This is a genomic window from Candidatus Allofournierella excrementigallinarum (genome assembly GCF_944388085.1).
GTDB classification, from domain to species: Bacteria; Bacillota; Clostridia; order Oscillospirales; family Ruminococcaceae; genus Allofournierella_A; species Allofournierella_A excrementigallinarum.
Genome location: NZ_CALXHK010000014.1, coordinates 17,531 through 38,224 on the forward strand (window position 1 = coordinate 17,531; position 20,694 = coordinate 38,224).

Consider the following 20,694-nt stretch of genomic DNA (forward strand, 5'->3'; position numbering starts at 1 on the left):
AGGTCCCGGCACGCTGCGTGCCGGGACTTTTTTGCGCTTTGCGTGCGCGAACGTGCTCGATTTTTGGCGATTTCATCCACAAGCGGGTGAAATCCGTCGGCATTTCAAGATAATCCAGTCAAAACTGTGCATACTATCCAAAACCCGCCGTGAAATTTGTGCGTTATCTTGAATGAATTTGCTTGATTTTGATTATTTTCCGTGGTATAGTGAAGGCAGAAGAAAGGAAGTGAGGGAAATGCTGGCAGAGGAGCGGTTCGCGGCCATCCAGGAGCTGCTGCACAAAAAGCGGGCGGCCACCGTCACCGAGCTGGCCCAGGCGCTGGACGCATCCGAGTCCACCATCCGGCGGGATCTGATACTTCTGGCCGGGCAGGGCAAACTAAATAAGGTGCACGGCGGCGCGGTGGCCCGGGAAGAGGCCTTCGACGCGGGCGAAGCGGCCATGAGCGCCAAGGAGCAGCTGCACGTGGCCGAAAAGCAGGCCATCGCCCGCTATGCGGCAAAGCAGATCCAGCCGGACGACGTGGTCTTTCTGGACGCGGGCAGCACCACCCTGATGATGCTGGACTTTCTGCAGCCGGGGGGCGCGGTGATCGTGACCAGCGGCGTGATGCACGCCCAGAAACTGGTGCAGAAGGGCTTCAAGGCCTATGTGCCGGGGGGCATGCTCAAGCCGGGCACCGAGGCCATCGTGGGCGCCGCGGCGGTGCAGGGCCTTTCCCGCTACAACTTCACCAAAGCCTTTTTAGGGGTGAACGGCATCGCCCTGGGCCAGGGCTACACCACCCCCGACCCGGAGGAGGCGCTGGTGAAATCCACCGCCATGGACCAGGCCTATGTGAGCTACATCCTGGCGGATTCCTCCAAGTTCGGCCGCGTCTCGGCGGTGACGGTGGCCCCTCTTGAGCGGGGCTGCATCATCACCGACCGCCTGCCGGACAAAGTTTACGCAAAACATGCCGTCATCAAGGAGGTCGAGCCTGACCAATGATCTACACCGTGACCTTCAACCCCGCGCTGGACTATGTGGTGCGCCTGCCGGCCTTTGCGCCGGGGGAGGTGAACCGCACCGAGAGCGAGGACATCCAGCTGGGCGGCAAGGGCATCAACGTCTCCTGCGTGCTGGGCCAGCTGGGCGTCCAGAGCGTGGCCCTGGGCTTCGTGGCGGGCTTCACCGGCGCGGCCCTGGAGGAAGGGCTGGCCCGCCGGGGGGTGCGCGCCGATTTCATCCGCCTGCCCGAGGGGCTGACCCGCATCAACGTCAAGATCAAGGCCTCCGTGGAGACCGAGATCAACGGCCAGGGCCCGGCCATCCCCGCCGGGGCGCTGGAAGAGCTGTTCCGGAAACTGGAGCGCCTCGCCGCCGGCGACGTGCTGGTGCTGGCGGGCAGCATTCCCGCCAGCCTGCCCAGCGACATCTACCAGCGCATCCTGGAGCGGCTGGCCCCGAAAGGGGTGCTCTGCGCGGTGGACGCCACCGGCGAGCTGCTGGTGAAGGTGCTGCCCTACCGCCCGTTCCTCATCAAGCCCAACGACCACGAGCTGGGCGAGATCTTCGGCCGCACCCTTTCCTCCGACGGGGAGATCGCGGAGTGCGCCCGCCTTTTGCAGCAGAAGGGCGCGCGCAACGTGCTGGTGAGCATGGCGGGCGACGGCGCGCTGCTGCTGGATGAGGGCGGCAACGTGCACCGGCTGGAAGCCTTTAAGGGCAAGGTGAAGAACTCGGTGGGCGCGGGCGATTCCATGGTGGCCGGCTTTTTGGCCGGCTGGCTGGAAAAGGGCGACTACGCCTGGGCCCTGCGCCTGGGCTCCGCCTGCGGCAGCGCCACCGCCTTCTCCGACGCCCTTGCCACCCGGGCCGAGATCGAGGCCCTTTTGGATCGCTGACCCTGAGCGGGCAGAGCCTTAGCTTTTAGAGATAGAGAGAGGAAGGAACAACATGCGCATCACAGACTTGCTCAAACCCCAGAGCATCCTGCTGGGCGGTCAGGCCGCCGACAAGGCGGGCGCCATCGACGCCCTGATCGACCTGCAGGCCGCCGGCGGCCACCTGGCGGACAAAGCCGCCTACAGGGAGGCCATCCTGGCCCGCGAGGCCCAGAGCAGCACCGCCATCGAGGCGGGCATCGCCGTGCCCCACGCCAAGAGCGAGGCGGTTTCGAACCCCGGCCTCGCGGCCATGACCCTCAGCCAGGGCGTGGACTACGGCGCCATGGACGGCCAGCCCAGCGACCTGTTCTTCATGATCGCCGCCCCCCTGGACGGCAACCTCCATCTGGAGATCCTCAGCCGCCTGATGGTGCTGCTGATGGACCCGGAGTTCACCCGCGGCCTGCGGGCCGCGGGGACCGCCGAGGAATTTCTGGCGGTGATCGACAAGGCCGAGGCCGCCAAGTACGGCGAGACCGGCGTGCCGGGCGTTGAATCGGTGGACACCGCCGAGGAAGCCGCCGCCAAGGCCGCCAGGAACGCGGGCGCCGAGTACCGGGTGCTGGCCGTCACCGCCTGCCCCACCGGCATCGCCCACACCTACATGGCCGCCGAGGCCCTGGAGAAGGCCGGCAAGGCCCTGAACATCACCGTGAAGGTGGAGACCAACGGCTCCGGCGGCGTGAAGAACGCCCTGACCGCCGCCGAGATCGCCGCGGCTGACGGCATCATCGTGGCCGCCGACAAGAACGTGGAGACCGCCCGGTTCGACTCAAAGCCCGTCCTCTTCGTGCCGGTGAGCGACGGCATCCACAAGGCGGAGGAACTGGTGAAGAAGGCGGCGGCGGGCGCGGCTCCCGTCTACCACCACCAGGGCGGAGCCGGGGCCGTGGAGGCTGCCTCCACCGTGAAGGAATCCCTGGGCCGCAAGACCTACAAGGACCTGATGAACGGCGTTTCCCACATGCTGCCCTTCGTCATCGGCGGCGGCATCCTCATCGCCCTGGCTTTCCTGCTGGACACCTTTGACCCCAACAACGCCGCCAACTTCGGCATGGGCACCCCCGTGGCCGCCTTCTTCAAGACGGTGGGCGGCGTGGCCTTCAACTTCATGCTGCCCATCCTGGCGGGCTACATCGCCATGAGCATCGCCGACCGTCCGGGTCTGGTGGCGGGCTTCGTGGGCGGCAGCATGGCCGCCGCGGGCACCAGCTTCGCCACCATCGCCGGCACCGCCGACCCCGTTTCCTCCGGTTTCCTGGGCGCGCTGCTGGCGGGCTTTGTGGGCGGCTACTTCATGCTGGCCTTTGAAAAGCTGTGCGAAAAGCTGCCCCGCAGCCTGGAGGGCATCAAGCCCATCCTGCTCTACCCCGTGGCGGGCGTTCTGTTCATGGGCCTGTTCATGTGCGCCTTCGGCCCCATCGTGGGCGCGCTGAACGCCAGCCTCACCGGCTTTCTGGCGGGCCTGGGCGGCACCAGCAAGGTGCTGCTGGGCGCTGTTCTGGGCGGCATGATGAGCATCGACATGGGCGGCCCCTTCAACAAGGCCGCTTACGTCACCGGCACCGGCGCCATCGCCACCGCCCTGGCGGCGGGCCTGGGCCAGGGCGCCATCGAGTACCAGATGATGGCCAGCGTCATGGTGGGCGGCATGGTGCCCCCCATCGCCATCGCCCTGTGCACCACCTTCTTCAAGAAGAAGTTCACCGCCGACGAGCGCAAGTCCGGCGTGGTGAACTACATCATGGGCCTGTGCTTCATCACCGAGGGCGCCATCCCCTTCGCCGCCGCCGACCCCCTGCGGGTCATCCCCAGCTGCGTTGCGGGCAGCGCGGTGGCCGGCGCTCTGTCCATGGTCTTCGGCTGCGGCCTGATGGCCCCCCACGGCGGCATCTTCGTCTTCCCCGTGGTCAGCAATGTGATGGGCTATCTTCTCAGCCTGGCGGCAGGCAGCGCCGTGGGCATGGCCCTGCTGGCGGTGCTGAAGAAGAACAAGGAAGCCTGAACCCTTTGCACCCCGCGGGGGCGGCAGCGCCCCCGCTGTAAAACCAACGAACAAAAAGGAGGATCAAAATGGTCTCGACTAAAACCACGATCACCAACCCCATGGGCATGCACATGCGGCCCGCCGGCATGTTCGCCAACGCCATGATGAAGTTCGACAGCGACGTGAACCTGGTGGCGAACGGCAAGACCGTGAACGCCAAGAGCATCATGAACCTCATCGCCGCCTGCATCAAGTGCGGCACCGAGGTGGAAGTGCAGTGCAGCGGCCCCGACGAGGAGGCCGCCCTGCTGGAGGCCGTGCGCCTGATCGAAAGCGGCCTGGGCGAGTAACCACAAAAAAGGGAAGGAGAGGTTCGACATGCTGAAGGGAACGGGCGTTTGCGCGGGCGTGGGCCTGGGCACGGCGCTGGTGGTGCAGACCCAGGCGCTGGACTGGTCCGGCGTGCAGTACGCCGGAGCCGAACAGGAAAAGGCGCGCCTTGCCGCGGCCGCCAAATCGGTGAGCGACACGCTGGCCGCCATGGCCCAGGCCATGACCAGCCAGGTGGGCGAGCACGCGGCCCAGATCCTCTCCGGCCAGATCATGATGCTGGCCGACCCCTTCATGGTGGGCCAGATGAACGAGCAGATCGAGGGCGGCGCGGTGGCCGAGGCCGCGGTGGACGCGGTGTGCGGCAGCTTCATCGCCATGTTCAGCGCGGTGGAGGACGAACTGACCCGCCAGCGGGCCGCCGACGTGGCCGACCTGCGGGACCGGCTGCTCAAGACCCTGCTGGGCCGGGAGGACCAGGACCTGGCCGCCGCCCCGGCGGGCACGGTGATCGTGGCCCATGACCTGACCCCCAGCATGACGGTGGGCCTCAAACGGGAGAACATCGCCGGCATCATCACCGAGACGGGGGGCGCCACCAGCCACTCGGCCATTCTGGCCCGGGCGCTGGAGATCCCCGCGGTGCTCAGCGTGCCGGGGGCGCTTTCGGCCATCGCCCCCGGCGCGAAGATCGCCATGGACGGCGAGCTGGGCCACGTTTATGTGGACCCGGACGAGCGCACGGTGAAGGACTACGAGGCGCGGCGGAAGGCCTTTGAGGCCCGGCGCGCGGTGCTGAAGGAATATCTGGGCAAGCCCACCGTCACCGCCGACGGGCGCCCGGTGGCGCTCTACGCCAACATCGGCCGCCCGGAGGACGCCGCTGCCGCCCTGGAAAAGGGCGCGGAGGGCGTCGGGCTGTTCCGCACCGAGTTTTTGTTCATGGACCGGGACGCGGCCCCCACCGAGGAAGAACAGCTGGCGGCCTACCGGCAGGCAGCGGCCCAGTTCGCGGGGGGCGAAGTCATCATCCGCACCCTGGACGTGGGCGGCGACAAGGATGTGCCCTATCTCGGCATGGACAAGGAGGAAAACCCCTTCCTGGGGCACCGGGCCATCCGCTACTGCCTGGACAATCCCGACCTTTATATGACCCAGCTGCGGGCCCTGCTGCAGGCGGGCGCGGAAAAGCACAACGTGCGCATCATGCTGCCGCTCATCACCGGCGTGGAGGAACTGCGGGCGGCCAGGGCCCTGCTGGAAAAGGCCAAGGGCGAGCTTGCCGCCGAGGGCAAGGCCTTTGACGCGGACATCAAGGTGGGCGTGATGATCGAGACCCCCGCCGCCGCCCTGGTGGCGGACCTGCTGGCCCAGGAGGCGGACTTCTTTTCCATCGGCACCAACGACCTGACCCAGTACACCCTGGCGGTGGACCGGGGCAACGCCAAGGTGGCAAAGCTCTACACCGTGTTCCATCCGGCGGTGCTGCGCAGCATCAAGAGCGTCATCGCCGCGGCCAAGGCGGCCGGCATCCCGGTGGGCATGTGCGGCGAGGCCGCTGCCGACCCGGCGCTGCTGCCGCTGCTGCTGGCCTGGGGCCTGGACGAATTCAGCGTGAGCGCCAGCTCCATCCTGGCCGTCAAGCGGTCCATCAGCCTGTGGAGCGCCGCCGACGCGGCCTTCGCCGAAAAGGAGGCCATGAAGCTCAGCGCCGCCGAGAGCATCCTGGGCTGCCTTGGCTCGATGAAACGGGAGTAAGCGGGGCAGTGCGCTGGCCCGTTTGCACAGCAAAAAAAGCGCCCCCCGCAAGGGGGGCGCTTTTTTTGCCTGTTTATCGTTTTGCGCTCAGGAAGAAGAGCGCCACGGTGCCGGGGCCGGAGTGGGCGCCGATGACCGGGCCGATGGTGCCGATGTGCACTTCCTTCGCGCCCAGGGCCTTGCAGCGGTCGGCCACATACTGGCAGTCCTCGGGGCAGTCGCCGTGGCTGACGAACACCACCTGCTCGGCGGGGGGCACGTCGCTGGAAGCGAAGTGCTTCACCAGGCCGTCCAGGCTGGCGCGGCGGCCGCGCACCTTTTCCATGGCGATGAGGTGGCCCTCGTCGTCCACATGCAGCACCGGCTTGATGCCCAGCAGCGTGCCCACCACAGCGGCGCCGCCGCCCAGGCGGCCGCCGCGCTTTAAGAACATCAGGTCGTCCACCGTGAACCAGGCGCACACCCGCATCTTGTTGGCCTCGAACCAGCCGGCCACTTCCTCGAGGCTCTTGCCCTCGTTCTTCAGGGTGGCGGCGTAGTAGACCGCCAGGCCCTCGCCCATGCTGGCCTGCAGGGTGTCGATCACCCGCACGGTGCGCTCAGGATACTTTTCCGCCAGCTCCTCCGCCGCCAGGCAGGCGGATTGGTAGGTGCCGGACAGGCCGCTGGAAAAGGCCAGGTACAGGATGTCCTTGCCCGCTTCCAGCACGGGGGAGAAGGCCTCCTCAAAGGCGGCCTGGTTGATCTGGCTGGTGGTGCTCATGCCGCCGGCGCGCAGGGCGTCGTAAAAGGCATGGGGATCCAGCTCCCGGTTGTCGGGGTAGTTGCGGTACTCCTTGCCGTCAAGGGAAAAAAGCATGGGCAGCACTTCCACGCCCAGCTGCCGGACGAGCTCCGCCGTCAGGTCGGCGGTGGACTCGGTGAACAATACGTATTCAGCCATCGTTTTCACACACTCCTCTTCTGTGGCTTATGGGGAAATTGTACCACATGCGGGCCGGTTTTGAAAAGGCCCGCCGTTGTTTTTTTAACGGGGCGGCGCGGCAAGAAAGCCGCCCCCTGCCGGGGCGGGGGAGGCGGGGCTCCCGCGACGCGCCGGCGTTGAGGCGGCTGGTTTCATTTTGGCGCCAGCCTGTCGCGGCGGCGGTGCAGCCAGTCCACGATGCGCTGTTCGCCCCGGATGCACGCAAGGCCCAGCGTGCCGGTGACCGCCCCCAGCACCAGGGGCAGCACGATGTTGCCCTCGAAGAGGCTGTCGCCCGCCACGGTGCTGGCCAGCAGGGCGGGGAAGCGGGCCAGGGTGCAGATGAACAGGAACTGCCGGGGCTTCAGGGGCAGGAAGGGCCCGATGTAGGTGAGCAGGTCCTTGGGCATGCCGGGCAGGAAAAAGAGTAAGTACAACGCGCTGCGGACCCGCTTTTCATCCTGCAAAAAGCGGTATTTGTGCAGCACCGCCGGGTCCACCGCTTTGGCCCCCAGGGCCCGCACGAAAAAGTAGATCAGGGTGCTGCCGATGAGGATGCCCACAAGGCAGAGCAGCAGCCCGCCCACCGGGCCGTAGAGCGCGCCGGCCATGATCTGCACCGGCTCGCCGGGCACAACGGCCACCACGATCTGAAACACCTCCAGCCCCAGGAACACAAGCATGCCCCACACGCCGTGGGAGCGCACCCACTCCACAAATTCGTCCCGGGCGGTCTGGCTGGTGATGAGGGCCCAGATCTCGTGGCGGAAGGCCACCGCCACCGCGGCGCACCCGGCGCACAGCAGCGCCAGCACCGCCGCCGAGGCAAGCTGTTTTTTGCTTTTGTTCATAGGCTCCTCCCAAAGAGTGCGGCCCGGCGCCCCAAAGGCGCCGGGCCGGCGGATGCGGTCAGCCGGCACTGCCGGAGGTGACGGCGCTGTTGCCCATGCCCTCGCTGGCGGCAAGGCTGCCGCTGCCGGACGTGCCGGCGGAGCCGGACATGCCGCCTTCCATGGACGAGCCGCCCGGGGCGCTGCTGCGGGCGGAGGGGGTGGGGGTGGGCTTTGTGCTGGAGGCGGGCTTGTCGCCGCCCCAGCAGCCGGCGAGGCTCAGCGTCAGGGCCAGAGCCGCCGCCACGGTCACGATGCGTTTCATAAACGATGCTCCTTTGCAGAACGATGTGTGGTATAAAACCACCCGTAGTGTTCCACAAAAGATGCGCGGCTATGCGCCGCCCGGGCTCATTCCAGCTGGCCGGCCAGGGTCATCACCGCGGCGAGGCCCGCCACCGGGGCGGTCTCGCAGCGCAGGATGCGCCTGCCCAGGCCCACCGGCACCGCGCCGGCGGCGGTGAGGGCCGCCGCCTCCTCGGGGGAAAAGCCCCCTTCGGCCCCGGTGATGAGGGCGATGCGCTTTTGATCCTTCACCAGCGTGCGCAGGCTCCCGCCGCCGCCCTCGTAGAAAAAGAGCACCAGGTCGAACTGGTCAAAGCGGGCGGGCAGGTCCTTGATGTCCAGGGGCAGCTCCACCGCGGGCACGAGGCCCCGGCCCGCCTGCTTTGCCGCCTCGGCGGCGATGCGGGCGTAGCGGGCGTTCTTCTGCTCCTCTTTTTTGGGGGCGGCCACGCAGAAGCGGCTGAAAAAGGGCACCACCCGCACCGCGCCCAGCTCCACCGCCTTCTGGACGATGAACTCCAGCTTATCCTGCTTGGGGTAGCCGGCGAAGAGGGTCACCTCCACCGAGGGCTCGGCGGCGGTGGGGCGCTTTTCCAGCAGGCGCAGCTCCACCCGGTCGGGGGCCACGGAGGTGACGGCGGCGGTGTAGTCAAAGCCCGCCCCGTCGCACAAAACGACCGCGTCGCCGGGTTTTGCCCGCATCACCCGGCCCAGGTGACGGGCGTTTTGGCCGGTGAGGGCGGCGGTGGTTTCGGTGAATTCCGAAGCAAAATAGCGGTGGGGCATCTTTCACACCTCACCCCTGCAGAGGATGGCCGCCCAGCCGCCCTGGCGGCGCACTTCGTCCACCTTGAGGCCCGCGGCGGCAAGGCCCGCGCACACTTCCTCTTCCCGGGCGTCGATGATGCCGCTGGCGATAAAGACGCCGCCTTCCGCCAGCAGGCCGGGCACGCGGGGGGCCAGATGCAGGATGGCGTTGGCCACGATGTTGGCGGTGATGATGTCGTACTTGCCGGCCGCCTTGTCGGACAGGTCCCCCACCAGCACCTTCAGCCGGCCTTCCACGCCGTTGAGCCGGGCGTTTTCGCCGGCGGTGCGCACGCACATGGGGTCGATGTCCACCCCTTCGGCCTCGGCCGCCCCCAGCTTGAGGGCCGCGATGGCCAAAATGCCGCTGCCGGTGCCGATGTCCAGCACCCGCTCGCCGCCCTTCACCAGCTCGTCCAGCGCGGCAAGGCACAGGGCGGTGGTCTCGTGGGTTCCGGTGCCGAAGGCCATGCCGGGGTCCAGCCGGATGACGGTGCGGTCGGTGGGGTAGTCCTCCCAGCTGGGCACGACGGCCAGCCGCCTGCCGATGGGCAGGGCGTGGTAATAGGCCTTCCAGGCGGTCTCCCAGTCCTGCTGCTCCACGCCGTCCGCCGCCAGCGAGTAGTCCAGCTCGGCCCCCTCCAGCCGGCCCCGCAAAAGGTCCAGCACCTCGGCGGGGTTCTCGTCGGGGGAGAGATACAGGTGTACCGTCACATGGGTGCGGTCCTTATCCAGCAGGTCCTGCTCGATGAGGTCCACGTGGGCGATGCGCTCCACCTGCTCTTCCAGGTCGGAATAGTCCTCGATGTAGATGCCGCCGCCGGACACGCCGGTGGCGATGGCCTCGGCGTCCTCCGCCTGGGCTTTGGGAACGGTGATCTTGATGTCGGTCCACTGCATAAGGGGCCCTCCTTGGGGTGGTTTCGTCTCTAATGTATTATTATAGCATCCCTGGCGGCGTTTTTGTGAAAAAAGAAAGAACAAACGCCCCTTTGTTCCATAGAACGAGGGGCGGGGCCGGGAGTTTTCAACAAAAAGCGGCTCCCGTGTTCAACGCACGGGGGCCGGGCGAGCCGTCCGGCCCTCTGCCGGGCCCCGCGGGGGCGGCAGAGGGCCGGCGGGCCTTCAGCCGGTGGATGGTGAGCAGGTCGGTGAGGGTCTGGGTGGGATGCTGGTGGCCGCCGCCGGCGTTGATCGGCGGGCAGCCCACCCTGGAAGCGGCCACGGCGGGGGCAGCATCCACTGCATCACCCAGCAGCAGGTGAAATGAGCCTTTCGGGCAGCGGCGCGGGCCGCTCCCCTTTTTTTGCAAAAAGGGATTGACAAATCCCCGCCGGTGGAGTATCATCAGGTAGAAGTTAGTAATAGCTAACGCTCCGCCGGGCCGGCTCTGCCGGCTTTTTTGCGGCGGCGGGATTAGTTTTATCTAACCACCGGTGCCGCCGCACCGTGTTCCGCTGAAAGCAGGTGAAACAAATGACCTTGAACGACGCCGACACCGGCCGGGAATACATCATCCGGGCCATCGACACCGACGACGAGGAGATGGATGCTTTTCTGTTCAGCCTCGGGTGCTTTTCCGGCGAGCCCATCACCGTGGTCTCCCGCCTGAAGGGCGGCTGCGTGGTGGCCATCAAGGACGGCCGCTACACCATCGACGACCAGCTGGCCGGGGCCATCCGCGTCTGACGCGCCTGGCCGCCCCCGCATGTTACAGACCGCCGCGCCCCGTGGTTAGTTATGGCTAACCATCCGGCGTTTGCGATAGAACGCCCCTTTGCGGGGCAGTGAGCAAAACAGGAGGAACCGCTTATGAGAATCGCTCTGACCGGAAACCCCAACTCCGGCAAGACCACCATGTACAACGCCCTCACCGGGCGCAGCGAGAAGGTGGGCAACTGGGCCGGTGTGACCGTGGAAAAGAAGGAACACCCCATCAAAAAGAGCTTTTGCCCCGCCGGGGAGGAGCTGGTGGCCGTGGACCTGCCCGGCGCCTACTCCATGTCGCCCTTCACCTCGGAGGAGAGCATCACCAGCAGCTATGTGCGCCATGAGCACCCGGACGCCATCATCAACATCGTGGACGCCACCAACCTCTCCCGCAGCCTGTTCTTCACCACCCAGCTGCTGGAGCTGGGGGTGCCGGTGGTGGTGGCGCTGAACAAAAACGACTTGGACGAGAAAAAGGGCATCACCATCGACGACGCCGCCCTCTCGGCGGCCCTGGGCTGCCCGGTCGTCCCCACCGTCTCCACCGCAGGCGCCGGCCTGCGGGAGGCGGTGGCCGCCGCGGCGGGCCTCTACGGCAAAGGCCAGAAGGCTCCCTACGTGCAGGGCGAGGTGGACCTGACCGATAAAAAGGCGGTGGAAGAGGCCGACCGGCAGCGCTTCGCCTTTGTGAACCAGCTGGTGAGCAGGGTGGAAAAGCGCCAGGTGCTCACCCGGGAAAAGGGCACCGGCGACGCCATTGACGCGGTGCTCACCAACCGCTGGCTGGGCATTCCCATCTTCGCGCTGGTGATGTTCCTGGTGTTCCAGATCAGCCAGGTGTGGGTGGGCCCCTTCATCGCCGACGCGCTGGTGGCCCAGATCGAGGCCTTCCAGGGCTTCGTGGCGGACAGCCTGGCCGACGCCAACCCCCTGCTCACCGCCCTGCTGGCGGACGGCATCATCGGCGGCGTGGGCGCCGTGGTGGGCTTCCTGCCCCTGGTGATGGTGATGTACTTCCTCATCGCCCTGCTGGAGGACTGCGGCTACATGTCCCGCGTGGCGGTGGTGCTGGACCCCATCTTCAAAAAAGTGGGCCTGTCCGGCAAGTCGGTCATCCCCTTCGTCATCGGCACCGGCTGCGCCATCCCCGGCGTGATGGCCAGCCGCACCATCCGCAACGAGCGGGAGCGCCGCGCCACCGCCATGCTCACTCCCTTCATGCCCTGCGGCGCGAAGATCCCGGTCATCAGCCTGTTCGCCGGGGCCTTCTTTGCGGACGCGGGCTGGGTGAGCTTTGTGATGTACTTCACCGGCATCGTGCTCATCTTCCTTGGCGCGCTGCTGGTGAGCCGCATCGCCGGCTACAAGAACCGCAAGAGCTTTTTCATCATCGAGCTGCCCGAGTATAAAGTGCCCTCCCTGTGGTTCGCCTTCAAGGCCATGTGCAGCCGCGGCTGGGCCTACATCGTGAAGGCCGCCACCATCATCCTGCTGTGCAACACCGCCGTGCAGATCATGCAGACCTTCAACTGGAGTTTTGCTGTGGCCGAAACTGCCGATAGCTCTATTTTGGCCTCCATTGCCCACCCCTTTGCCTATCTGCTGATTCCCATTGTTGGCGTCCTCAGCTGGCAGCTGGCCGCCGCCGCCGTCACCGGCTTCATCGCCAAGGAGAACGTGGTGGGCACCCTGGCCGTCTGCTTCGTGGGCCTTGAGAACTTCATCGACACCGACGAACTGGCCATGCTGGAGGGCTCCGGCGCCGAGGTGGCGGGCATCATCGCCATCACCAAGGTGGCGGCCCTGGCCTACCTGATGTTCAACCTTTACACCCCGCCCTGCTTTGCCGCCATCGGCGCCATGAACAGCGAGATGAAGAGCGCCAAGTGGCTGTGGGCCGGCATCGGCCTGCAGCTGGGCACCGGCTACTCGGTGGGCGTGCTGGTCTACCAGTTCGGCACCCTCATCACCACCGGCTCCTTCGGCCCGGGCGCGGTGCCCGGCCTTGCCGCCGTGGCCGTCTTTGCCGCCATCCTCACCTGGCTGTGCCTGCGGAGCGACCGCTCGCTGGCCAAGGAGTACTCCCTTAAGGGGGTGAGCGCCGCATGATGGCCAACCTCATCGCCGGCGGCATCATCGCCGCCATCGTCCTGGCCGCCGCCTTCTATGTTTACAAGGCGAAAAAGAGCGGCAAAAAGTGCATCGGCTGCCCCGACTCCGGCGGCTGCTCCGGCGGCTGTTCCGGCTGCCAGGGCTGCCACGGCAGCGCGGCGCAGGAGGAGCGCTGAACGAACCAATTCATCCACGCCCGGCCCGCCGGCGGCAAACACGGCGGGGCCGATGGGCATTTTCTCTCCAAAGGGCCGTCACGGCCACAAAAAGCGGGAGCGGACTGTTCGTCCGCTCCCGCTTTTCGCCTTTCTGTTACGCCAGCTCCAGATACAGCCCCGCCAGCTTGAGGGTGGCGGAAAGGCCGTCCAGATGGGTGCGCTCCATGCCGTGGGAGGCGTGCACCCCCGGGCCGATGAGGGCGCCCCGGGCGTCCATGCCGGCGCGCCAGGCCACGCCCACGTCGGAGCCGTAGTGAGGATAGACGTCCACCGCGTAGTCCACGCCGTGTTCCTTCGCCAGCTGCACCAGCCGGCTGACCATGCCGTAGTCGTAGGGGCCGCCGGAATCCTTTGCGCAGATGGACACCTGGTACTCGGTGCAGGCCAGGTCCTCGCCGATGCAGCCCATGTCCACCGCCAGCAGCTCGTCCACCACCGGCAGGGTGGCGCCGCCGTGGCCCACCTCCTCGTGGACGGTGAGGGTGAAGAAGGTGTCATACCGGGGGCGCTGGCCGGTGGCGTGCATCCGCCACAGAAGGGTCAGCAGGCAGGCGGAGCTGGCCTTGTCGTCCAGAAAGCGGGACTTCACAAAGCCGCTTTCGGTCACCACGGTCTTGGGGTCGTAGCAGACGTAGTCGCCGGCGGCGATGCCCAGGGCCTCCACGTCCGCCTTTGTGCGCACCTTCTCGTCGATGCGCACCGCCATGTTCTTTTCGTCCCGGGGGCGGGTGGCCGCGTCGTCCTGCACGTGGGCTGCGGGGGAGAGGCTGAGCACCGTGCCGGTGTAGACCCTGCCGTCCCGGGTGTAGATGCGGCAGTATTCGCCGTCCAGCGTGGGCATCAGCGGGCCGCCCACCTTCGTGACCATCAGCATGCCGTCGGCGGTGACGGAGCGCACCATCAGGCCCAGGGTGTCCACATGGGCGCACAGGCCCACCGTGCGGCCGGCCTCCCGGCCGGGCACCTTCACCACAAGGTTGCCCTTGCCCGTGAGCCGGGCCTCGAAGCCCAGCCCTTGGGCGATGTCCTTGGCCAGGGCCACCGCCTTGTGGGTAAAGCCGCTGGGGCTGTCCTGCCCGAGGAGTTTTTGCAGCGTGTCCAGCAGGAAGGCCTGCTGGGCCTGTTCCAGCGTTTTTTCGTCGTTCATCTTCCGTTTCTCCTCCTTATAAAAAGGTCCTGGCCCCATCTTACAAAAAATCCCGTCGAAGCGCAAGGGCGGCCGCCTTACTCTCGGAAGGACTGTACCTTGTCCGGCGGCATGGTGCGCAGGTGGCGGTCCAGCATGTCCAGAAAACGCTGGATGGCCGCCTCCTTACGGCCGTTGTTGGTCAGGCAGTAGATGATCTGGTTGGGCGGTCCGTCCACCACGTCGTACATGTGGGCGCCCATCTGCGCAAAGCGCAGCCCTGTCACATAAGGGGTGAACATCCAGGCGTCGCCGGTGAGGAAATAGCGGGACAGGGAGAAATACTCCAAGATCACCACCGGCTCCACCGTCTCGTCGAACCGGGCCCGGTGCCAGGCCATGAACTCCTTGTTCCAACGCAGCAGCACCTCTTTGCTTGCGTCCAGCGAACTTACCGTGACCCGCCCATCGGTGTTGGGCAGCTCGCTGAAGGACACCGCCACAAAGACTTCGGAATAAGCCGGGTGGATCTGGGTGCCCTCGGGCATGGGTTGGGTGTAGTCCTGGATGGCGATGAACGCCAGGTCGTACAACTCCTTTTCCATAAACTGGAACGCCGTTTCAGAAAAGGCGTTGTTCAGCTCCAGCAGATAGCCCTGTCGGGTGAACTCCACCAGCAGCTCCGACAGGATGTTGTGCAGCACGCTGTCGGTAGCGGCGATGGACAGATACTCCCGCTCCTGCACGTTGCGCAGCGCGTTCATCTCCGCCTGCAGGCGCTGCCACTTCTGGGCCACGTGATAGAACTTCACCCCCTTGGGGGTGAGCTGGATCTCCCGGTGGCCCTTTTGCCGCACGAACAGCGCACAGCCCATCTCCTCCTCCATGGTCTGGATGCGCCGGGTCAGCGCCGGCTGGGTGATGAACAACTTTTGGGCCGCCGCCGAGAGGGTGTTGTATTTCGCCACCGCCAGAAAGGCCTCGATCTCCAGCTGGGTCACGGGCATTCTCCTCCTTTAAAATATAAACTGTTATTTATAATATATATCGAAATTTGGCATTTTACAAGGCTAAAGCAGCGGGTTATACTGGGCACAGAACAAGTTTTTCGACATTTAGTTCGAAAATTCTGGTGATTCTTCCCTTTGAAATATCAGTTTTGGGAATGATAGGGGGCTCTGCCGTGAAGCGGGACGTCTGGCGTGCCGCGCTGGCCTGCTTGCTGGCGGGCGGGCTGTTCGGCCTGACCAAGCTGCTGTTTGAACTGGCGGAGGGCAGCTTTGGCACAATGCTGTATTGCTGTTTTTTGGGCATCAGCTGCTGCCTTGCCGCCGGGGCCAGGGCCTGCGGGCTGCCCGGCTATCTTTTGAGCCTGGCGGTGGGGCTTGTGTGGGTGGGCCTTTACACCGGCGCCGAAACGGCGCTGCTGGCCACGGCGCTGCCGCCGCTGGCGGCGCGGGTGCTGGCCTTCGGGGCGGTGAGCGCCGTCATCGAAGCAGCCAACCTGTTCTGGCTCAAGCGCACCCCCGCCCGGCACGCCATCTTGCAGTTTTCCGCCATCATCGGATGTTTTTCCCGCACGCCGGCCGAATACCCGGCGGTGGCCGCGGCCATCGTTACCGGCATCGTGGTGAGCATCCTCTACAAAGGCATCTACGGAGCCCTGCGGGACCCCGATCAATAACACCCGAGCCGAAAGGAGCATCTTTTCCATGCAATACGAGTTTGACAAAACGCTGGATCACCGCCGGAACGGTTCCATCCGCTGGAAACAGCCGGCGGGCCGCGACGATATCCTCGGCATGGGCACCGCGGACCTGGACTTTTTCTGCGCACCCTGCGTAAAGGAGGCAACACAGGCGGTCTGTGACGAGAACACCTTCAACTACCGCTTCAAGTCTGACCGCTACTACGAGGCGGTGCAGAACTGGTTTTCCCGCCGCTACGGCATGCACACCGAACGGGAGTGGCTGCGGGAGATCCCCAGCACCATCGGCTCGGTGCGGCTGACCATCGGCGCCATGTGCCACCCCGGCGACTACATCCTGATGCAGTCCCCCTATTTCGCGCCGCTGAAGTGGGCCATCGAAGGCGCGGGCTGCCGCTTTTTGGAAAACCCGCTGGTGCTGAAAGACGGGCGCTATGAGGTGGACTTTGAGGATTTTGAGGCCAAGATACGCACCTATCATCCCACCATGTTCATTCTGGTGAGCCCCCACAACCCCACCGGGCGGGTGTTCACCCGGCAAGAACTGGCCCGCATGGCGGACATCTGCGCCGAAAACGGGGTGGTGATCCTGTCCGACGAGGTGCATTGCCTCATCACCTACGACGGGCTCCGGCACACCCCCATTCTGGATGCATCCGACCGGGCGCGGGAGATCTCCATCCTCACCTTCAGCTTCAGCAAGGGGTTCAACCTGATGAGCCTGCCCCACGCCATGACCCTCATCGCCAATGAGGAGCTGCGCCGCCGGTGGGACGCGTACGTGGTGCCCTTCGACTTCCATTACGCCTGTAATTCCTTCAGCATCGCGGCGGTGACCGCCATCGCCGAGGGGGGAGCGGATGCCTGGCTGGAGGAGGCCACCGCATATCTTCAGCATAACCGGGACCTGTTCGCGGAATTGGTGAAGGAGCGGGGCATACCGCTGGACCCGCTGCCCCCGGAGGCCAGCTTCGTTTACTGGATCGGCTGTAGCCGCGCGGGGCTGGATCCGGACAAGCTGGGCGAGGCTTTTCTGGAACAGGCGGGCATCAGCCTGAACAACGGTTTGGAACACGGAGAGCAAGGGCGAGGCTTTATCCGTTTAAATTTTGGTGTGACGGAACAAACGCTGCGGCAGGCGGTGGAGCGGATCGACCGCATGTTCCGCAAATGAAACAAAAGGAGTGAAAATCATGAGTGAAAACACACCCGTAAAAGCGCCGAAGGAAATGACCCTGACCCTCGGTCTCATCGGCTTTCTGGTGCCCATCGGCGTGATGATCGTGTTCATCCTGCTGGGGGTGAACATGACCATCTGCATGCTGCTGGCCGATGTTCTTCTTTGCGGCTACGGCCTTCTTTTGGGCCATAAATGGGACACCCTGGACGATGCCATGTGCAGCGGCGTGAAGGCGGTCGCCTCCGCGGCCATCATCATGATCCTGGTGGGCGTGCTGGTGGGCGTGTTCATGGCCGCCGGCACCATCCCGGCCATGCTTTACTACGGCTTCAAGATCATCACCCCGATGTTCTTCTTGCCCGTGGCCTTCCTGCTGACCTGCTTTGTGGCCCTCTGCACCGGCACCTCCTGGGGCGCCGTGGGCACCATCGGCGTGGTGCTGATCGGCATGTCCACCGGCCTGAACATCCCCCTGTGGATCACCGCCGGCGCCATCATCTCCGGCGCTCAGATGGGCGACAAGATGAGCCCCCTGTCCGACACCACGCTGCTGGCCGCCGCCTCTGCCGGCACCAGCGTGTTCAAGCACGTGGTCTCTATGTTCTACACCACCCTGCCCGCTGCGGTGATCTGCGTGGTGCTCTACTTCGTGCTGGGCCTGAACAACGCCGGCGAAATTGACAAGGCCCAGATCCAGATGCTCAGCGACGGCCTGACCTCCGCCTTCAACATCAACCCGCTGATGCTGGTTCCGGTGATCGTGGTGCTTGCCCTTTCGGTCAAGCGGGTGCCCGCCTTTTTGACCTTCGCCATCGGCATTGCCGTGGGCGGCGTGTGGGCCATGGTGTTCCAGGGCGTGAACATTCTGGACGTCTTCGGCTACGGCATGAGCGGCTTTGTGTCCAACACTGGCATCGAAAGTCTGGACAGCCTGCTCAGCCGGGGCGGCATGTCCGGCATGATGGAAATGATCATCATGGTGCTGCTGTGCGGCATGCTCAGCGGCCTGCTGGACAAACTGGGCGTGCTGAATCCCATCGTCAGCGCCATCACCGCCCGAGTGCACTCGGTGGGCGGCATCGTCACCGCCACTTTGGCCACCGCCGGCATCCTGGCCATCCCCGGCGGCCAGTATCCTCCTCTGACCGTGCCCGCCTTCGCCTTTAAGAGCGCCTACGACGAAATGGACATCAACCGCGCGGTGCTGTCCCGCTCGATGGAGGACCTGGGCACCCTGCTGGTGGCCATCCTGCCCTGGGGCGCGGCGGCCGCCTACTACAGCGGCTCCCTGGGCGTTTCTCCCCTGGATTACATCCCCTACACCTTCCTGCCCATGCTCAGCCCGCTGATCGCCGTCATCAACGCCTGGACCGGCATCGGTGTGTTCCGCACCACCGACGAGGTGAAATACCGTCCCTTCTGGCGCCGCCCCAAGCAGTGACCTTTTTGGAGCGGCTCTGACCTGCCCGGTCACGCCGCCGTCCATCGGGCGGCGCCGGGTCTGGCCCGCCCTGCCTGATTCTCTCTTGCCCGCATAAAGCGAGGCTCTTCTGTCCCGTCAAAGCCCCCGGAGACCATCGCTCCGGGGGCTTTGGCTTGTCCGGCTGTCTTGCACCCCCTTTCCGGGGCCTGTATAATAAAGGAAAAGGGGGGCGATGTGATGTACAAAAATCTTCTGCCCATCGGCTCGGTGGTACTGCTCAAGGGCGGCCAAAAGCGGATGATGATCTGCGGGCGCATCCAGACCCGGGCGGGAAGCGACAAGGTGTACGACTATTCCGCCTGCTTGTATCCCGAGGGCATCACCGGCCCGGCGGGGATGTATTTCTTTGACCGGGAGGCAGTGGAGACGGTGTTTTTCCTCGGCTTTCAGGACAAGGAGGAGCTGGACTTCCGCGCCAATGTGCTGGACAAACTGGGCGAGGTGGAAGTGCGGGACGGAAAAATCGTGAGCAAGGGGCAGGGATGAGCCATGCTGTGTGAAGTAAAGCAGACAGTGAGCGGCCTGCGGGCGGAGTTCACCGTTCTGGAGGGCGGCCAGACCATCGGCAGCGCCCTTTTCCCGGATAATTTCCTTTTCGGCGGGCCCTGCGTCCTGCGCTACCGGGACGAGGAGCTCTCCCTCCGCTATGATCCCCAGCCGCCCCTGCGCAACCTGGGCCGGCCGGTGGAGGAGCGCACCTGGGCCCCTTACACCGTGGCCAGCGGCGGCCAAAGGGTGGGGGAGATGTGCGACAAAATGGCCCGCTGCGGGCTTTTCTCCCGCTACGGCTACACCGCCATGACTCTGGACGGCGTGCCGCTGGAGATGTTTGAGGTGGGCCTGGGCAAAGAGGGCATCGTCTGGCCCGTCTGGGCCGCCGGGCGGCAGATCGCCCAGATCGAAAAGGGCACCACCGTGCGCGACAACCTGGACGCATACACCCTCTGTTCCCTGGGGGAGTGGACCCAGCGGGCGGCGGTGCTGCTGTGCCTGTATCTGGACGCCCGCGCCTTCGCCCGCCGGGGCCAGATCGCCGTCGCCTCGGTGGAAAAGAGCTATCTTGTGACCTTCAACAAGGCGCTGAAGGCGAAATACGACCCCGGCTTCCACCACCGGGCCGCCCCGCTGCAGGGGCCCTGAGCCGTGGGCGGAAACCGCGCGCCGGGCCGCGCTTTTTCCGCCCCTCCAGCCTTGACAAGCCCCGGCGGAAAAGCGTATACTTAATTGTAATTTTTGCGTGCAAAAGGACGTGTTGAGAGCTTGGAACCGCTGATCCTTCAATCCGACTTCGGCTATGCCGACGGCGCGGTGTGCGCCATGTACGGGGTGGCCCAGGGCGTGTGCCCCGAACTGCGGGTGTTCGATCTGACCCACGACATCCCCCAATACGACATCTGGGAGGCCAGCTACCGCCTCATCCAGACGGTGAGCTACTGGCCGGAAAACAGCGTTTTCGTGAGCGTGGTGGACCCGGGCGTGGGCTCCACCCGGCGCAGCATCGCGGTGAAGACCGCCGAGGGCCACTACATCATCACGCCGGACAACGGCACCCTGACCCACATCAAGCGGATGTGCGGCATCGAAGAGGCCCGCGTCATCGACGAAAGCGTGAACCGGCTGGCGGGTTCCGGCGAGAGCTACACCTTCCACGGCCGTGACATCTACGCCTACACCGGCGCGCGGCTGGCTTCGGGCGTCATCACCTTCGAGCAGGTGGGCCCCCAGGTTCCGGTGGACAGCGTCATCGAGCTGCCGGTCATCGAGGCAAAGTGCGAGGAGGACGTCATCACCGGCACCATCGACGTGCTGGACGTGCGCTTCGGCTCGCTGTGGACCAACATCCCCCGGGAAATGTTCGCAAAACTGGGCGTGAAGCACGGCGGCCGGGTGGAGGTGTCCATCGCCAACGACACCCGCACCCTCTACAAGAATATCATGGCCTATGCCAAGAGCTTTGCCGACGTGAACGTGGGCGAGCCGCTGCTCTACGTCAACAGCCTGGACTGCGTGGCCGTCGCCATCAACCAGGGCAGCTTCTCCAAGGCCTACAACATCGGCACCGGCATCAAATGGCGCATCGCTTTGCGCAAAGCGCCCCGCATCGTCTACGAATAAGGCGGTGCATCCCCTTTGATTCTCCGCGGAAGGGACAGGCCCTTCCGCCGGCGGATAGTTTTGTTTTTATAATGTGAGGAGTGTGCAAC

At 65.4% G+C, this 20,694-nt stretch carries 21 protein-coding genes and 1 pseudogene; 14 read left to right on the forward strand and 8 right to left on the reverse strand.

What is annotated here, in order from left to right; translation table 11 throughout:
• The first annotated feature begins 238 nt into the window (after positions 1-238).
• The 5 genes from ACH2AT_RS04165 to ptsP all read left to right on the forward strand — a co-directional run bounded on the left by ACH2AT_RS04165 (position 239) and on the right by ptsP (position 6,007).
• Positions 239-994: a DeoR/GlpR family DNA-binding transcription regulator gene (locus ACH2AT_RS04165; RefSeq protein WP_394963904.1), complete on the forward strand. Its 756-nt coding sequence runs from the start codon at positions 239-241 to the stop codon at positions 992-994.
• Positions 991-1,890 carry a 1-phosphofructokinase gene (gene pfkB, locus ACH2AT_RS04170; protein WP_394963906.1) on the forward strand — a complete coding sequence of 300 codons (900 nt, stop codon included), beginning with the start codon at positions 991-993 and terminating at the stop codon, positions 1,888-1,890. Before ACH2AT_RS04165 ends, pfkB begins: the two co-directional genes overlap by 4 nt.
• 52 nt (positions 1,891-1,942) lie before the next feature.
• Positions 1,943-3,937 (forward strand): fructose-specific PTS transporter subunit EIIC, encoded by a 1,995-nt coding sequence (locus ACH2AT_RS04175; RefSeq protein WP_394963908.1) that lies wholly within the window; start codon positions 1,943-1,945, stop codon positions 3,935-3,937.
• A 68-nt stretch (positions 3,938-4,005) separates the two neighbouring features.
• Complete coding sequence (locus ACH2AT_RS04180; protein WP_394963910.1) at positions 4,006-4,269, forward strand: HPr family phosphocarrier protein; 264 nt, start codon at positions 4,006-4,008, stop codon at positions 4,267-4,269.
• A 28-nt stretch (positions 4,270-4,297) separates the two neighbouring features.
• Complete coding sequence (gene ptsP / locus ACH2AT_RS04185) at positions 4,298-6,007, forward strand: phosphoenolpyruvate--protein phosphotransferase (RefSeq protein ID WP_394963912.1); 1,710 nt, start codon at positions 4,298-4,300, stop codon at positions 6,005-6,007.
• Positions 6,008-6,080: 73 nt separating this feature from the next.
• Here ptsP and ACH2AT_RS04190 read toward each other — a convergent pair whose 3' ends face one another.
• The 6 genes and pseudogenes from ACH2AT_RS04190 to ACH2AT_RS04215 form a co-directional block, all read right to left on the reverse strand.
• On the reverse strand, positions 6,081-6,950 hold the full coding sequence (locus ACH2AT_RS04190; RefSeq protein ID WP_394963914.1) for a DegV family protein: 870 nt from the start codon (positions 6,948-6,950) through the stop codon (positions 6,081-6,083).
• A gap of 173 nt (positions 6,951-7,123) precedes the next feature.
• Positions 7,124-7,822 carry a TVP38/TMEM64 family protein gene (locus tag ACH2AT_RS04195; RefSeq protein WP_394963916.1) on the reverse strand — a complete coding sequence of 233 codons (699 nt, stop codon included), beginning with the start codon at positions 7,820-7,822 and terminating at the stop codon, positions 7,124-7,126.
• A gap of 58 nt (positions 7,823-7,880) precedes the next feature.
• Positions 7,881-8,126, reverse strand: coding sequence for a hypothetical protein (locus ACH2AT_RS04200; RefSeq protein ID WP_394963918.1), 246 nt, complete (start codon positions 8,124-8,126; stop codon positions 7,881-7,883).
• A gap of 86 nt (positions 8,127-8,212) precedes the next feature.
• Positions 8,213-8,932, reverse strand: a complete 720-nt coding sequence (locus ACH2AT_RS04205; protein ID WP_394963920.1) for an RsmE family RNA methyltransferase — start codon at positions 8,930-8,932, stop codon at positions 8,213-8,215.
• Positions 8,933-8,935: 3 nt separating this feature from the next.
• Positions 8,936-9,853 (reverse strand): 50S ribosomal protein L11 methyltransferase, encoded by a 918-nt coding sequence (prmA, locus tag ACH2AT_RS04210; RefSeq protein WP_394963921.1) that lies wholly within the window; start codon positions 9,851-9,853, stop codon positions 8,936-8,938.
• 217 nt (positions 9,854-10,070) lie between these two features.
• Positions 10,071-10,193 (reverse strand): annotated as a pseudogene (locus tag ACH2AT_RS04215) (aspartate carbamoyltransferase); the annotation flags it as partial.
• A 236-nt stretch (positions 10,194-10,429) separates the two neighbouring features.
• On the opposite strand from ACH2AT_RS04215, the gene ACH2AT_RS04220 reads away from it, so the two are divergent.
• The 3 genes from ACH2AT_RS04220 to ACH2AT_RS04230 all read left to right on the forward strand — a co-directional run bounded on the left by ACH2AT_RS04220 (position 10,430) and on the right by ACH2AT_RS04230 (position 12,951).
• Positions 10,430-10,642, forward strand: coding sequence for a FeoA family protein (locus ACH2AT_RS04220; RefSeq protein WP_394963923.1), 213 nt, complete (start codon positions 10,430-10,432; stop codon positions 10,640-10,642).
• A 123-nt stretch (positions 10,643-10,765) separates the two neighbouring features.
• Entirely contained in the window at positions 10,766-12,772 is a 2,007-nt protein-coding gene (locus ACH2AT_RS04225) for a ferrous iron transporter B (protein ID WP_394963925.1), read from the forward strand.
• Entirely contained in the window at positions 12,769-12,951 is a 183-nt protein-coding gene (locus ACH2AT_RS04230) for a FeoB-associated Cys-rich membrane protein (RefSeq protein ID WP_394963927.1), read from the forward strand. Before ACH2AT_RS04225 ends, ACH2AT_RS04230 begins: the two co-directional genes overlap by 4 nt.
• A gap of 136 nt (positions 12,952-13,087) precedes the next feature.
• On the opposite strand, the gene ACH2AT_RS04235 is transcribed toward ACH2AT_RS04230, so the two are convergent.
• Together ACH2AT_RS04235 and ACH2AT_RS04240 are read right to left on the reverse strand one after the other, a co-directional pair.
• Positions 13,088-14,140 (reverse strand): M42 family metallopeptidase, encoded by a 1,053-nt coding sequence (locus ACH2AT_RS04235; protein ID WP_394963929.1) that lies wholly within the window; start codon positions 14,138-14,140, stop codon positions 13,088-13,090.
• Between the two features lie 77 nt (positions 14,141-14,217).
• Complete coding sequence (locus ACH2AT_RS04240; protein ID WP_394963931.1) at positions 14,218-15,120, reverse strand: LysR family transcriptional regulator; 903 nt, start codon at positions 15,118-15,120, stop codon at positions 14,218-14,220.
• Between the two features lie 182 nt (positions 15,121-15,302).
• On the opposite strand from ACH2AT_RS04240, the gene ACH2AT_RS04245 reads away from it, so the two are divergent.
• The 6 genes from ACH2AT_RS04245 to ACH2AT_RS04270 all read left to right on the forward strand — a co-directional run bounded on the left by ACH2AT_RS04245 (position 15,303) and on the right by ACH2AT_RS04270 (position 20,605).
• The gene (locus tag ACH2AT_RS04245) at positions 15,303-15,803 is read left to right on the forward strand and encodes a hypothetical protein (protein WP_394963933.1); all 501 of its coding nucleotides are present in this window, start codon (positions 15,303-15,305) and stop codon (positions 15,801-15,803) included.
• A gap of 28 nt (positions 15,804-15,831) precedes the next feature.
• Positions 15,832-17,001, forward strand: a complete 1,170-nt coding sequence (locus ACH2AT_RS04250) for a MalY/PatB family protein (RefSeq protein WP_394963935.1) — start codon at positions 15,832-15,834, stop codon at positions 16,999-17,001.
• A gap of 19 nt (positions 17,002-17,020) precedes the next feature.
• The gene (gene nhaC, locus ACH2AT_RS04255) at positions 17,021-18,448 is read left to right on the forward strand and encodes a Na+/H+ antiporter NhaC (protein ID WP_394963937.1); all 1,428 of its coding nucleotides are present in this window, start codon (positions 17,021-17,023) and stop codon (positions 18,446-18,448) included.
• Between the two features lie 219 nt (positions 18,449-18,667).
• Entirely contained in the window at positions 18,668-18,976 is a 309-nt protein-coding gene (locus ACH2AT_RS04260) for a DUF4176 domain-containing protein (RefSeq protein ID WP_394963939.1), read from the forward strand.
• A 3-nt stretch (positions 18,977-18,979) separates the two neighbouring features.
• Positions 18,980-19,630: a hypothetical protein gene (locus tag ACH2AT_RS04265; RefSeq protein WP_394963941.1), complete on the forward strand. Its 651-nt coding sequence runs from the start codon at positions 18,980-18,982 to the stop codon at positions 19,628-19,630.
• A gap of 120 nt (positions 19,631-19,750) precedes the next feature.
• Entirely contained in the window at positions 19,751-20,605 is an 855-nt protein-coding gene (locus tag ACH2AT_RS04270) for an S-adenosyl-l-methionine hydroxide adenosyltransferase family protein (protein WP_394963943.1), read from the forward strand.
• Positions 20,606-20,694 lie beyond the last annotated feature (89 nt).

Excerpts from the sequence above, each read along its gene's own strand:
- ACH2AT_RS04165 (WP_394963904.1), top strand. The coding sequence starts at position 239 with ATGCTGGCAGAGGAGCGGTTCGCGGCCATCCAGGAGCTGCTGCACAAA.
- pfkB (WP_394963906.1), top strand. The coding sequence starts at position 991 with ATGATCTACACCGTGACCTTCAACCCCGCGCTGGACTATGTGGTGCGC.
- ACH2AT_RS04175 (WP_394963908.1), top strand. The coding sequence starts at position 1,943 with ATGCGCATCACAGACTTGCTCAAACCCCAGAGCATCCTGCTGGGCGGT.
- ACH2AT_RS04180 (WP_394963910.1), top strand. The coding sequence starts at position 4,006 with ATGGTCTCGACTAAAACCACGATCACCAACCCCATGGGCATGCACATG.
- ptsP (WP_394963912.1), top strand. The coding sequence starts at position 4,298 with ATGCTGAAGGGAACGGGCGTTTGCGCGGGCGTGGGCCTGGGCACGGCG.
- ACH2AT_RS04190 (WP_394963914.1), bottom strand. The coding sequence starts at position 6,950 with ATGGCTGAATACGTATTGTTCACCGAGTCCACCGCCGACCTGACGGCG.
- ACH2AT_RS04195 (WP_394963916.1), bottom strand. The coding sequence starts at position 7,822 with ATGAACAAAAGCAAAAAACAGCTTGCCTCGGCGGCGGTGCTGGCGCTG.
- ACH2AT_RS04200 (WP_394963918.1), bottom strand. The coding sequence starts at position 8,126 with ATGAAACGCATCGTGACCGTGGCGGCGGCTCTGGCCCTGACGCTGAGC.
- ACH2AT_RS04205 (WP_394963920.1), bottom strand. The coding sequence starts at position 8,932 with ATGCCCCACCGCTATTTTGCTTCGGAATTCACCGAAACCACCGCCGCC.
- prmA (WP_394963921.1), bottom strand. The coding sequence starts at position 9,853 with ATGCAGTGGACCGACATCAAGATCACCGTTCCCAAAGCCCAGGCGGAG.
- ACH2AT_RS04220 (WP_394963923.1), top strand. The coding sequence starts at position 10,430 with ATGACCTTGAACGACGCCGACACCGGCCGGGAATACATCATCCGGGCC.
- ACH2AT_RS04225 (WP_394963925.1), top strand. The coding sequence starts at position 10,766 with ATGAGAATCGCTCTGACCGGAAACCCCAACTCCGGCAAGACCACCATG.
- ACH2AT_RS04230 (WP_394963927.1), top strand. The coding sequence starts at position 12,769 with ATGATGGCCAACCTCATCGCCGGCGGCATCATCGCCGCCATCGTCCTG.
- ACH2AT_RS04235 (WP_394963929.1), bottom strand. The coding sequence starts at position 14,140 with ATGAACGACGAAAAAACGCTGGAACAGGCCCAGCAGGCCTTCCTGCTG.
- ACH2AT_RS04250 (WP_394963935.1), top strand. The coding sequence starts at position 15,832 with ATGCAATACGAGTTTGACAAAACGCTGGATCACCGCCGGAACGGTTCC.
- nhaC (WP_394963937.1), top strand. The coding sequence starts at position 17,021 with ATGAGTGAAAACACACCCGTAAAAGCGCCGAAGGAAATGACCCTGACC.
- ACH2AT_RS04260 (WP_394963939.1), top strand. The coding sequence starts at position 18,668 with ATGTACAAAAATCTTCTGCCCATCGGCTCGGTGGTACTGCTCAAGGGC.
- ACH2AT_RS04265 (WP_394963941.1), top strand. The coding sequence starts at position 18,980 with ATGCTGTGTGAAGTAAAGCAGACAGTGAGCGGCCTGCGGGCGGAGTTC.